Source organism: Corynebacterium sp. NPDC104732, from assembly GCF_055583565.1.
Map to the genome: position 1 here is coordinate 19594 of NZ_JBVJNS010000009.1, position 12600 is coordinate 32193.

Annotated in this window: 14 protein-coding genes; 1 reads left to right on the top strand and 13 read right to left on the bottom strand. The window is 55.0% G+C overall.

The window, feature by feature from the left end; all coding sequences use genetic code 11:
* Window positions 1-32: 32 nt before the first annotated feature.
* From map to secY, 3 genes are all read right to left on the bottom strand, one after another.
* Window positions 33-827, bottom strand: coding sequence for a type I methionyl aminopeptidase (gene map, locus ACZ6ZO_RS07855; protein ID WP_182386925.1), 795 nt, complete (start codon window positions 825-827; stop codon window positions 33-35).
* 66 nt (window positions 828-893) lie between these two features.
* On the bottom strand, window positions 894-1439 hold the full coding sequence (locus tag ACZ6ZO_RS07860; RefSeq protein WP_465291785.1) for an adenylate kinase: 546 nt from the start codon (window positions 1437-1439) through the stop codon (window positions 894-896).
* Window positions 1436-2758, bottom strand: a complete 1323-nt coding sequence (gene secY / locus ACZ6ZO_RS07865; protein WP_182386927.1) for a preprotein translocase subunit SecY — start codon at window positions 2756-2758, stop codon at window positions 1436-1438. Before secY ends, ACZ6ZO_RS07860 begins: the two co-directional genes overlap by 4 nt.
* 432 nt (window positions 2759-3190) lie before the next feature.
* On the opposite strand from secY, the gene ACZ6ZO_RS07870 reads away from it, so the two are divergent.
* Window positions 3191-4390 (top strand): hypothetical protein, encoded by a 1200-nt coding sequence (locus ACZ6ZO_RS07870; RefSeq protein WP_465291787.1) that lies wholly within the window; start codon window positions 3191-3193, stop codon window positions 4388-4390.
* Window positions 4391-4929: 539 nt separating this feature from the next.
* Here the strand turns inward: ACZ6ZO_RS07870 and rplO are convergent.
* From rplO to ACZ6ZO_RS07920, 10 genes are all read right to left on the bottom strand, one after another.
* Entirely contained in the window at window positions 4930-5376 is a 447-nt protein-coding gene (gene rplO, locus ACZ6ZO_RS07875; protein WP_182386929.1) for a 50S ribosomal protein L15, read from the bottom strand.
* Window positions 5377-5383: 7 nt separating this feature from the next.
* Window positions 5384-5569 (bottom strand): 50S ribosomal protein L30, encoded by a 186-nt coding sequence (rpmD, locus tag ACZ6ZO_RS07880; protein ID WP_182386930.1) that lies wholly within the window; start codon window positions 5567-5569, stop codon window positions 5384-5386.
* A gap of 3 nt (window positions 5570-5572) precedes the next feature.
* Entirely contained in the window at window positions 5573-6208 is a 636-nt protein-coding gene (gene rpsE, locus ACZ6ZO_RS07885; protein WP_182386931.1) for a 30S ribosomal protein S5, read from the bottom strand.
* Between the two features lie 40 nt (window positions 6209-6248).
* Complete coding sequence (gene rplR, locus ACZ6ZO_RS07890; RefSeq protein ID WP_182386932.1) at window positions 6249-6653, bottom strand: 50S ribosomal protein L18; 405 nt, start codon at window positions 6651-6653, stop codon at window positions 6249-6251.
* On the bottom strand, window positions 6653-7189 hold the full coding sequence (gene rplF / locus ACZ6ZO_RS07895) for a 50S ribosomal protein L6 (RefSeq protein WP_182386933.1): 537 nt from the start codon (window positions 7187-7189) through the stop codon (window positions 6653-6655). The genes rplR and rplF overlap by 1 nt, the downstream gene beginning before the upstream one ends.
* Window positions 7190-7203: 14 nt before the next feature.
* Complete coding sequence (gene rpsH, locus ACZ6ZO_RS07900; RefSeq protein ID WP_182386934.1) at window positions 7204-7602, bottom strand: 30S ribosomal protein S8; 399 nt, start codon at window positions 7600-7602, stop codon at window positions 7204-7206.
* Between the two features lie 347 nt (window positions 7603-7949).
* Entirely contained in the window at window positions 7950-8678 is a 729-nt protein-coding gene (locus tag ACZ6ZO_RS07905) for a hypothetical protein (RefSeq protein WP_465291791.1), read from the bottom strand.
* 24 nt (window positions 8679-8702) lie between these two features.
* Complete coding sequence (locus tag ACZ6ZO_RS07910) at window positions 8703-9572, bottom strand: sugar ABC transporter permease (RefSeq protein WP_182386936.1); 870 nt, start codon at window positions 9570-9572, stop codon at window positions 8703-8705.
* Window positions 9572-10978 (bottom strand): carbohydrate ABC transporter permease, encoded by a 1407-nt coding sequence (locus ACZ6ZO_RS07915; RefSeq protein WP_182386937.1) that lies wholly within the window; start codon window positions 10976-10978, stop codon window positions 9572-9574. The genes ACZ6ZO_RS07910 and ACZ6ZO_RS07915 overlap by 1 nt, the downstream gene beginning before the upstream one ends.
* Window positions 10979-11113: 135 nt before the next feature.
* Window positions 11114-12343 (bottom strand): extracellular solute-binding protein, encoded by a 1230-nt coding sequence (locus ACZ6ZO_RS07920; RefSeq protein ID WP_182386938.1) that lies wholly within the window; start codon window positions 12341-12343, stop codon window positions 11114-11116.
* Window positions 12344-12600 lie beyond the last annotated feature (257 nt).

Below are 12600 nucleotides of genomic sequence, written 5' to 3' on the forward strand. Positions count from 1 at the left end.
AGGCAAGCTCCAAGAAAATTCCCAACTAGTAGTTATTTTCGTGGCGTAAGAATTCGTGGACCGTGCGCAGTTGCAGCAACGGTATGTTCCCAATGGGCAGCAAAGGAACCATCTAAGGTGACCACTGTCCAGTCATCTTCCAGCACAGCTGAGTCCTCCGTACCGAGGGTGAGCATTGGCTCAATTGCCAGGACAGATCCCTCTTGGATGAGGGGCCCTCGCCCTGCCTTACCCTCATTGGGAAGGAACGGATCCTCATGCATGGTACGCCCAATACCATGTCCGCCGTAGCCGTCTACAATCCCGAGCTCAACCCCGAACTTCTGCTCCGCTTTTCTGGTCGCCACCTCTAGCGCGTGGGACACATCTGTCAGGCGATTGCCAGGAACCATAGCTTTCAGGCCTTCCATAAGGACCCACTCGGTCGCCTGATTCAGCTTTTGCACGTCCTCGTCTGCCTCGCCAATGCAGAAGGACCAAGCCGAGTCCCCTACCCAACCGTCGAAAGTGGCGCCACAGTCAATGGAGACCAAGTCGCCTTCGGCGAGGACCGTGTCATTTGAGGGAATGCCATGCACGATCACGTCATTGACCGAGGCACAGATGGAACCCGGGAAACCTTCGTAACCGAGGAAGGTAGGTATGGCGCCGGCTTCCCTGATAGTTGCTTCGGCTACCTTGTCAAGGTCGAGCGTCGTAACGCCCGGGCCTGCTGCGGCTTTCACTGCCTGCAATGTACGCCCGACGATCTCTCCTGCCGCTTGCATCGCGTCTAGCTCGCCGGCAGTTTTGGCGGCAATTTTCTTGTTCTTTTTCCGAAATCCCATGGTTCCTACTTAAAAGTAAAAAGCCGACTGCACTAAAGCTGCAGCCGGCTTGAGCACTGGAAAAGTTTACTTTCCGAGGGCTTCCATCGTACGGGCGTTGATCTCCTCAACGGTGCCCTCTGCTTCGATGGCGATGATCTGGTCACCGTAGTGGTCAATCAGCGGGGCGGTCTCATCACGGTAGACACCGAGGCGAGTACGAATGGTTTCCTCATTGTCGTCTGCACGGCCACGGGCAAGCATACGCTCGACGACGACGTCCTCAGACACCTTGAAGTTCACAACACCGTCGAGTGAGACACCCTTCTTTGTCAGCAAGTCAGCAAGGATGTCAGCCTGCTCCACGGTGCGTGGAAAGCCATCGAGCAGGAAGCCGTTGGCAGCATCTTCCTGGTTCAGACGATCTTCCACCATGCGCGCGGTGACATCGGTAGGGACAAGCTTGCCGGCGTCGATGTAGGACTTAGCTTCGACACCAAGCGGGGTGCCCTCGCCGATGTTCGCCCGGAACAGGTCGCCGGTGGAGATGTGTGGCACGCCGAGCTTCTCGGAGAGAATGGCTGCCTGGGTACCTTTGCCTGCGCCCGGAGGGCCGAGGAGTACGAGTCTCATTTCAGGAATCCTTCGTAGTTGCTTTGGAGTAGTTGACTCTCGATTTGCTTGACCGTGGTCAAGGCAACGGAAACGAGAATCAGGATTGCAGTGCCACCGAATGGTGTAGCGTTTGCCGCACCGGAGTTAACACCGAGATCCATCATGATGTTTGGCAATACCGCAATAATGCCAAGGTACAGCGAACCGACAAACAGCAGGCGGTTCATGACAAATCCGAGGTACTGCGCGGTTGGGCGTCCTGGGCGGATGCCCGGGATGAAGCCACCGTACTTCTTCATGTTATCTGCTTGCTCATTCGGGTCGTATTGAACGGAGACGTAGAAGTACGAGAAGAAGATGATGAGCGCGAAGTAGCCCACGATGTACTGCCAGGACGATGGGGTCTGCAGGTATTGGATGACGTTGCGCTGCCACCAGTTGTCCGGCACCACAGCAGAGCCGGAGTTAATGATCTGGGTGATGAGCACGGGGACGTACATCAGGGAGGACGCGAAGATCACGGGGATCACACCGGCCTGGTTGACCTTCAGCGGCAGGTAGGTGGAGGTGCCACCGTATTGACGGCGACCAACCATGCGCTTGGCGTACTGCACTGGAATGCGGCGCTGGCCCTGCTCGATGAAGATCACGCCGACGACCAGGATCAAGACGGCGAGGAGCACCAGACCGAAGACGGTAGCACCCGAGTTCCGGAAGATGTTCATCCCGTCGGCAGGCAGGCGAGTGGCGATGCCAGCGAAGATCAGAAGTGACATGCCATTACCGATACCGCGGTCGGTCATGAGTTCACCGATCCACATCACGAGGACAGCACCAGCAGTCATCGTCACAACAAGGATGATGAGGTCAAAGATATTGCGGTCCGCCTTGAGCACCTCCACGCCCTGGCCTAGCAGCTGCTGACGGTCAGCGAGCGCGACGATGCCGGAGGACTGCAACAGCGCCAGGCCGACGGTGAGGTAACGCGTGTACTGCGTCATCTTCGTCTGGCCGGACTGGCCTTCCTTCTTCAGTTCTTCGAAGTGTGGAATAACTACGGTGAGCAGCTGGGTGATAATCGAGGCCGTAATGTACGGCATGATGCCGATGGCGAAGATCGACAGCTGCAGTAGTGCGCCACCGGAGAACAAGTTGATCAGTGAGTAGACACTGTTCTGTTCCTGGGTCAGCTCACGCAGACGTCCCGCGATGGATGCGTAATCAACACCTGGCGATGGTATCTGAGCACCGATGCGGTACAGAATGATCATCGCGATGGTGAACAAGATCTTCTTGCGAAGATCGACGTCCTTAAACGCTGAGATAAGGGCGGACACATATCCTCCTGGCACCCGTTTTCTCTGTTGGGAAATCGGGCTCGGTGTAAGTAATTTTTATCGGCTCGCACAGTAAAGCGCACGAGAGACATTCAACACGGCAACTTTACCAGCTGTTCGGTTCTAAGGAAATTATCGGCCTAGGAATTGGTGACCCCTTCTTAGATACCGCTCGTCTACCAGCCAAACATTTTCTACCATTTCTCTTCACAGATTACGCACCTGAAGTTTCCTTCTTTTCTTGTCGAACACAGCTCACCCTGACCGTCGTCCCCAGCACAGAAACAAGTGAACAGCAACGTGGCGGAAGGCGAGGGATACACCCGATCCCCCCATCCGCTCCGGGGAATTTACCATATTTACAAAAGTTAGGTTAGCCTTACCTCGCTAGCTGTTCTGCTACATTCTCATTTTTCGAGAGGACTTCCAATTATGACGCGATCCCTCGCCCAACGTATCGCTGTACTTACCGTCGCTACAGCGATACCACTTACCAGTGTCGCAGTTGCCAACGTTGCTGTACCGTCGCTTGCTGTTGCGCAGACCGCAGATGCAATGCCAAACAAGTACTTCAGCACACCCGCTGATGATGCTGACCAATTCTTGGGTGAAGTTAAAACATTTCAAACAATTTCCATGTTGCGACACACGTACCACGAGGCGGCCCGCAACCAGAAGTACGATTCATGGCCCGCTTCGGAAACCATCAATGAAATTCATTGGCGGTCAGAGCACGCTTGTTTTGCTGCCAAGGCTCGACTGGCGCTCGCTATTTTGAAAGCTGAAGGTGACCTAACTGCACGCCAGCTAGACTTGGCAAAAGTAGGTGTTGACCTCATAGAGTCCGAAAAAGCTGTACCGGTTTTAACTGCCGCTACGGCTGCAGCGTGGGAGTTGAGCACTAATGCTGAGGCAACGGACGAAAAACGTGAGGGAAAGCACGCTCGTCACATGATGTTTAACGAAGGTCTGGGCGAGCTCAACCGCATCGTCGAGATTTTAAAGGATGGCGGCGAGCCAACAGAGTACGATGCCTTCTCCATCATCGATTGGGGAGTGGATCAAAAATGGGTAGACAAGGCCCGCGAAACAGTGCACCCAGGAACCGATGCCGACAAACTTAAGGTCTACCGAGCAGGTGACAAACTAGCTGTCGATGGAGAAGCCCTCCATGACTCTGCAACTCACAACCGGACGGTGCTGTCCGCCCGGTTCGGTATCTTTTCTGGACTAGAAAATACTCCAGCGCCTTCTGCGTCCATCCCTACTTCGATTGCAAGCACCCCGGCCACCGCAACCGCCACGGTGACCAAACCAGCGGAAACCACCGCAACCCCCACGGTGACCAAACCAGCGGAAACCACCGCAACCCCCACGGTGACCAAACCAGCGGAAACCACCGCAACCCCCACGGTGACCAAACCAGCCGAAACCACTACACCGGCCGATAGTAAAAAGGTCAATGTCACGCCTGCCGGTGAAAGTACGGAAAAGCCATCGGGCAAGAAGGAAACTTGGTTCTCGAAGCTGTTTGGCCCAATCATGGCTTTGGCTGGATTCATTGGTGTCATTGCACTGTTCTCACCGGTAAAGGATGCGATTCGTAACGCAATCCATTCCTTCCTCCGTTAGCTCGTTTCGGGGCATAGAGCGCGTTTAGTTTGCTTTTCCCAGAAACAGCACTGAATAGCTTTTACGGGATACCAGAGCGGGCTAGTGACAAGTACAGTGTTAAACGGCCTGCTCAAGATAGGTAAACCGGTGCGTTACATTCCTTTGGGTTTTATGAACGCACGAACTTTTTCGATACCGCACCTGTGTGAGCAGGTGCGGTTGTTTGTCTTCGGCGTCAAAAGTCACACCCATACCAGAAGGTCAGCTACGCCCTATTGGTTACTACACCTCTACTGCCGTTTGAGGCCATAACCTTTTGTATTCTCTAACACGCGGGCCAAAGCTGATGGTGTGCCGATGCGCGACGATGCTCGACAGGGTGTGCTACCACAACCGACCACCAATACACCATCGGCATGGCGAAAAATTACGGTGCCGACCGGACACACTTTTTGCTACTTAACCCCCTATTTAAACCAGAAAACACATACTCTCTATCAACGAAGTCGGCCCCAACCCTAATAGCAGGGTTGGGGCCGACTGTGACGTCTTAAGTCTTATGCCTCGGTGACGGAACCGCCAGCGGCTTCAATCTTCTCCTTGGCAGACTTGGAGAACTTGGTTGCGGTGACGTTGAGCTTAACGCCCAGGTCGCCGTTGCCCAAGACCTTAACTGGCTGGTTCTTGCGGACCAGGCCAGCTGCGACGATGTCAGCGATGGTGACGTCGCCACCCTGTGGGAAGGCCTTCTCCAGATCCGCAACGTTTACCACCTGGAAAACGACGCGGTTAGGGTTCTTGAAGCCCTTCAGCTTAGGCAGACGCATCTGCAGTGGCATCTGGCCACCTTCGAATGCTGCAGAAACCTGCTTGCGAGCCTTGGTACCCTTGGTACCGCGACCTGCAGTCTTACCCTTGGATGCTTCACCGCGACCAACGCGGGTCTTAGCCTTGTTAGAGCCCGGTGCTGGGCGCAAGTCGTGGAGCTTAATTGGTTCGCTCATTGTTTACCTACTCCCCCGCTACTTCTTCGACGACGACCAGGTGACGAACCACGTTGATCAGACCGCGGACCTGAGGGTTATCAGGACGTACGACGGACTGGTGGATCTTACGAAGGCCGAGGGTCTGCAGCGAGTCCTTCTGGTTCTGCTTGGCACCAACGATGCCCTTAACCTGAGTAATCTTGAGGGCCATGATTTAAGCCTCCTGTGCTGCGCGAGCGCGCAGGATACGGGCTGGGGTGACCTCTTCGAGGGACTTGCCACGGCGGGCAGCGACCTCTTCAGGGCGAACCAGCTGCTTGAGAGCGGCCACGGTTGCGTGGACAACGTTAATAGCGTTGTCAGAGCCCAGGGACTTGGACAGCACGTCCTGAACGCCGGCACATTCCAGAACTGGACGTGCAGCGCCACCAGCGATAACACCGGTACCAGGAGCTGCTGGGCGGAGCATAACTACGCCAGCTGCTGCTTCACCCTGAACTGGGTGGGTGATGGTGCCAGCGACCATTGGGACGCGGAAGAAGTTCTTGCGAGCCTCTTCAGCACCCTTCTGGATTGCTGCTGGAACTTCCTTGGCCTTGCCGTAGCCAACACCGACCATGCCCTGGCCGTCACCAACGATGACGAGAGCGGTGAAGCTGAAGCGACGACCACCCTTCACGACTTTGGACACGCGGTTGATGGTTACAACGCGCTCGATGTACTGGGAGCGCTCGTCCTGCTGGTTGCGGCGATCGTCACGATCCCGGCCGCGACCGCGGCGCTCGTTGCGCTCGTTGTTGTTGTTTTCGTCGGCGGAGCGTCCGCCGTTACGCCGTTCACGTCCCGGCATTACGCGATCCTTCCGTTGATGTTCATGGTTGCGGTGATCATTAGAACTTCAGACCACCTTCACGTGCGGCGTCAGCCAGAGCGGCGACGCGACCGTGGTACTGGTAGCCGCCACGGTCAAAGACCACAGCTTCGATACCAGCAGCCTTAGCGCGCTCAGCGATGAGCTTGCCTACCTCGGCGCCACGTGCCTTCTTGTCACCGTCGAATGCGCGGATTGCATCTTCCATGGTGGAAGCGGCAGCCAGGGTACGACCAGCGAGGTCGTCGATGATCTGCACGTGCATGTGGCGGGAGGTGCGGTGCACGACGAGACGTGGGGTCTCGGCGGTGCCACGCAGGTTCTTGCGAATGCGGAAGTGGCGACGGGCACGAGCCTCGCGACGGCGAGTGGAGATGTCCTTGCCAATTGGCAGACGCTTGTTTGCAGTATTCTCGTTGCTCATTACTTACCCGTCTTTCCGACCTTGCGGCGGACCTGCTCACCCTCGTAGCGGATGCCCTTACCCTTGTATGGGTCATCCTTGCGCAAACGACGGATGATGGCAGCGATCTGTCCGACCTTCTGCTTGTCAATACCTTCGATCGAAAGCTTCGTGGTGCCATCAACAGCAAACTTGATGCCTTCTGGAGCTTCGATCAGAACTGGGTGAGAGTAGCCCAAGGAGAACTCGAGGTCCTTACCCTTCAGCTGAACACGGTAGCCGACACCAAAGATTTCCATCTTGATGGTGTAACCCTTGGTGACGCCCTCAACGAGGTTGTTCACCAGGGAACGAGACAGGCCGTGCAGAGCGCGGCTCTTGCGGTTATCGTCTGGGCGGGTAACGACGATCTGGCCGTCCTCAACCTTCACAGCGATAGGAGCTGGGACGTCAACAGAGAGGGTGCCCTTTGGGCCTTTAACCTCTACGTGCTGGCCGTCAATCTTGGTCTCAACGCCAGCTGGGATGGCGATAGGATTCTTACCAATACGCGACATGTGTCAATCCTCCCTTACCAGACGTAGGCGAGAACTTCTCCGCCTACACCCTTCTCGGTAGCCTGACGGTCGGTCAGGAGGCCCTGAGACGTGGAGATGATAGCCACGCCGAGGCCGCCCAGAACCTCTGGCAGGTTGTTAGCCTTGGCGTAAACGCGCAGGCCAGGCTTGGACACGCGACGAACGCCAGAGATGGAACGCTCACGAGCAGGGCCGTACTTCAGGTCCAGCTTGAGGGTCTTGCCCACCTTCTCCTCGGAGACGGTGTAGTCGGCAATGTAGCCTTCCTGCTTGAGGATTTCGGCAATGTTGGCCTTCAGCTTAGAAGAAGGCATAGACACGGAGTCGTGGTACGCATGGTTAGCGTTGCGCACGCGAGACAGCATGTCTGCAATAGGGTCAGTCATGGTCATAGGTGACCTAGAACCTTTCTCGTTGCGGTTCCCTTACCCACCCGGCGTTATCAGCTTTTCTACCGGCCACTGCCGCTCACCTGAACTAAGTAGCCAGGGAGCTCGCTGCCTTGGAATATGCTGGACGCATTGGGCGGGGGGCCTACAACAAAGTAGGGAAAACGTACAGTTTGGCACTTAAAAACTCGCTTATTTGGGCATGCCAAAGAACAACGATTTAAGTCCGGGGTGTCAGAGTACCCGATCGCACGCAGTTTTCCAAATATGATATGTGCAGCTTGTCGACGGCCATTGCCGGGCGCCTGAGCTCACCAGCGGCGACACGATTGCGGGGGCACTGGGCGTCGTTAAGCAATGCCCACCAGGGCCGCGCCGACCACCTGGAGGAACGGGTATAGCAGTGCGTACTTCACGCATGCCGGTGCGGAAGGCGGCGCTGGATGTGGCTGCCGGAAATGCAGAATGATTGCAGACAGCGCGGGCACGATCAGCATGCTGGCCCCCAACACGCCAGCAGCATAGACCATCCGATTTTCTCTGTCCCACAGCGTGTGAAACACCAGCAGGAACGCTAGACAGGCCAGCCCCAGCGGCACAACTCCGAACCGCGTACCCAGTGCGAGGGCCACTATCCAAAACGCAGCCGCAACACACACGAAAACAATCATCGCTGCGCGGGCGCCAGTGCCGATCCCCCGCGACCGCTCAACTGCGGACAGGACAATCAGGCTCACGAAGATGGCCCATACCGGGTTCTGCGAGGCCATCGACATCCACGTGCCGTGGTTCACGATGTCATAAGGAACCTCGCTGATGGCAGCCACCGCCAGCGAGGCCACCATCAGTTCCCCGTAACCGAAACCGTGACGCTGCAAGAAGACCAGCAACCAAGCCGCAAGAGGAATCGCGCACCAGGAAAGCAGTTCACACAGCACCCCGAGCGTCAAAAAAGAGAGACTGAGATTCTCGTAGCCATTGTCGGCCGGGCGGATAAGCACCATGCCCGCCACCCCGAGGGCAACGAACACCGCCACCCACAAGGCCAAACCGCGGACTGTCACTGACCGCTTGTTCACAGTCTCTCCCTGTTTTTCTCTCGGCTACCCCTTCACGGCTCCAGACATCGACTCCTGGTAGTACCGCTGCATCAGGATAAACAGAATTGCAATCGGAATCGAAACGCACACCGCGCCCGCTGCAAAGCGAGCAAACCAATCATAGATGTACTCCTTCTGAAGCATTTTCCACAGGCCCAAAGACACCGTGTAATGCTCCTGCGTCCTCGCAATAGCCTTCGCCAGCACGAAGTCCAGCCATGGAGTCAAGAAGGACACAATAGATTGATACACAATCATCGGCTTCGAAATCGGCAGAATAATCTTGGTGAACACCTGCCAGCGGGTGCAGCCATCCAAAATCGCGGCCTCATCAAGGGAAATTGGAATGGTATCCATGAATCCCTTCATCACATAAAAGCCCATACCTGAGCCGGCCGAGTACACGATAATCAGCGCGATATTAGTAGTCCACCCCTGGGTTAGGCCCATCGCTTTCAAAATGAAGTAAATGGCGACAACGGCCATGATGCCAGGGAACATACCCAAGATCAGGGCGATGTTCATGTACACCTTACGGAACCGGAACCGCAGTCTACTGAGCGAGTAAGAAACGAACAGCACGAAAACCACGCTGATCACGCATGTGAAGCACGCAATAATAAACGTATTAATGAACATGCGGGGGAAGTTCAGCACCGTTTTGTCAGTAAACAGCGCCACGTAGTTATCGAATGTGTACTCTTCCGGGAAGAATGTGCTGGCGTACGGCGCCGTATTCTTGTTGAAGCTTTCGGCGAATACCCACACGATCGGAATAACCCAGATGATCGCCAGCACTGCAAGGAAGAGGTGAACAATCACATCGGTGACTTTCCGAGCTCTCACCATGTTTCCTGAAGAATTTTTACTCATCACTGGAATCCTTCCTCATTCCGGTAAGAGCCACTCCTACGGTAAGTAATCAAAGCCACAATGGAAAGGACCAAGAAGGTCAAAATACCGATCACGGCACCGACGTTGTAATCACCCTTATCCACCGTGAGCTTGTAAAGCCACGTAATCAAAAGATCTGTCTTACCAGCAGAAGCGCCGACTGGGGTCGGGTCGCCACCCGAAAGAAGATAAATCACGTTGAAGTTATTGACGTTGGCGGTGAACGTAGTGATGAGGTACGGCGTCATCACAAAGAACATGTAAGGCAACGTGATATTGCGATATGTTTGCCACCAGCTCGCGCCGTCGATACGAGCAGCCTCGTACAGTTCACCCGGAATATTCTGCAAGATACCGGTCACCTGCATCACGGTGTACGGAATACCGATCCACAGGTTGATAATAATAACGGTGACACGGGCCCATGTTGCGTCGGTAAAGAATGGCAAACTGGAATCGATCAAACCGGCGTCGATAAGCAGGCGGTTAATGATGCCCTGCGGCTGTAGCATGCTGTGCATGACCAACAGCGTCACGAACATCGGCACGGCCACCGACATGGAGAAAATCGCGCGCCAAAATGCTTTTCCGCGTGTAGTTTTGCGCTCAATAAGCATGGCCAAGAACATGCCAAGGAAATAGTTAAGGAACGTGGCGAAGAACGCCCACACCAGCGTCCACGACAACACCGATAGGAACAATGACAGGTTGACGTCGCCACCAGTGTTGGAAAAGACCGCTTTGAAATTCTCAAAACCAACCCAGTCAAACTTCTGCACGTGCTTAGAGTCATAGCTGGTAAACGCCATGCTAATCATGAACGCGAGGGGCAGCACCGTGAAAATCACAATGCCTAGAGTTGGCAACGACATGAATAGGATAGGAGCGTCCTCGTCTTTGAGCGCCGCCAGATCCTCCCGCAGCGTGCGGGCACGCCCATTCTTTTCCACAAACGTTTGAGCTTTAAACGCACTACGGAGGGCCACCGTAGCAAACCACACAAACGCCAAAATCATAGCGATGGTCACGATGCCATCGAGCAACAGCACCACCGATGGTTCGCTATTTTGGTAAACCCAAAAGCCGTCGACTTTGGTTCGTGTTGCTTCACCAGTTCCAAGACCAGGAAGCTCTTTCAGTGCACTAACTCCCTTGGCAAAGAACAGATACAACGCCACAACTTCAATAGCAAAGAGCGCGATGCCCTTCACGTATTGCTTGCGGAGTACATTGCCCAGGCCAAAAACCACCACCGACAACTTGGTGATGAGGTCGCCTTCTCGCCATGATCGGGTCACTGTGTATTGATCAAGCTGACTGGGCACTCGCCGCTTCTTCGGAGCAGCCCCAGCTTGAGGAACTTGCAGTTGACTCGCCACAGACATGAGCCAACTTCTCCCTTCTCACATTGCAATGTGTTGGATTAGTGAGCAGCCACGCTGCCCTGAAAAGGTAGAGATATACGATGAGCCCGAAACTAAGTCCGGGCTCAACACTCTCATCAGTTAGGCAGCTACCAGCTACTTCAGTGCGCCAGCCCAGGCCTCAGTCTTCTCTGCGGCATTAGCCTCAGTGACTTCACCGTTAGTCAGTGCCTTCGCAAAGTTCTCGGTTGGGTTCCAGAACTGAGACATCTCCTTGATGGTTGGCTGCAGGATGGCAGCCTTGGAGACGGTGTCGAACAGAGCAACTGCTACTTCATCCTTAGAAACCGAGGCGTCATCCTTGAGGTTCAGGTCAGAAGGAATCACACCAGTGAGCTCGTAGTGAGACTTCTGGGATTCGGTGTTTGCCAGGAAAGCAGCGAACTGAGAAGCGACCTTAGCGTTCTTGGACTGTGGGTTGTAGCCCGTTGCCTTGGAACCGGAGAATGCCTTCAGCTGAATATCCTTACCGTTCAGCTTGTAGGTAGGAAGAGCTGCGACACCGAAGTCATCGCCCAGGGCTTCGCGAGCGTTCTTGGCATCCCAAGAACCGGAGAACACAACGTCCACGGAGCCGTTCTTCATACCGCCGATACCAGAACCATCAACGTCGTTGACAAAGTTAGGGTTCTTCACCATGTTGGACAGGTACTTAGTTACATCCGCAGCGCTGTTGCCCATATCAATGCCGGCAGCAGCGTCGTTACCGGAGGCGCCAAAGAAGGTTGCGCCTGCGCCCGCGTAGAAGGCTGGGAGGTACCAGGAGTTGGACAGTGGGAAGGAGACCTTCGCCTTTTCCAGCATGGTGTCGAGAGACTTGACGTCGTCAACGCTGAGCTTCGACTTGTTGTAGTACATGAACCAGGTGTTTGGCTCAAGCGGGACACCGTAGGACTTGCCGTCCTGCCCCTTGATCGAGTCTGCGATGGTGCCTTCAGCCTGCTTCTCCAGTTGGGCCATGCCGTCATCGGAGAGCTCGCCTACTGCGCCAGCGTCAAGCAGGGAGCCGAGCTGGTCGTTGGCGTAAATGTACACGTCAGCCGCAGCACTTGGGTCCTGGTTGACGGTGACACCTGCGTCTGCTGGTGACACTACGTTGTTTTTCCACGTGATCTTGAGATCCGGGTTTGCCTTTTCAAACTCTGCTTCAACATGCTGCAGCCAGCCGTCATTGCCGCTCTGATCTTCCTGGGAGGACCAAACGGTGAGCTGAACGTCACCGGAAGCGGATCCTGCGGAGTCACCAGAGTCAGAACCGCCAGAGCAGCCAGCCAATGCCAAGGTCGTTGCGGCAAGTACGCTGATTAGTTTCTTGCTTTTGAACATGTACGGATAGTCCCTTTCTGCACGAACAAACGAGAATGTCCGCCCATGGCCCTTGCACACATACGCATACACAAACGGACATTTTCGAAGTACTAAGTTTCACCGTAGCCTAAACAGCGACTTTGATATATAGATTTTTGATGATAGTTATTTCACACCGGTTACAACCAAAACAAACATGACTACAACCAGCAGTTATTGTTTGTTCCCCAGCTCCGCTCACTGACTCAAAGCCTTCAAAAATCCCCCAAAGTAGG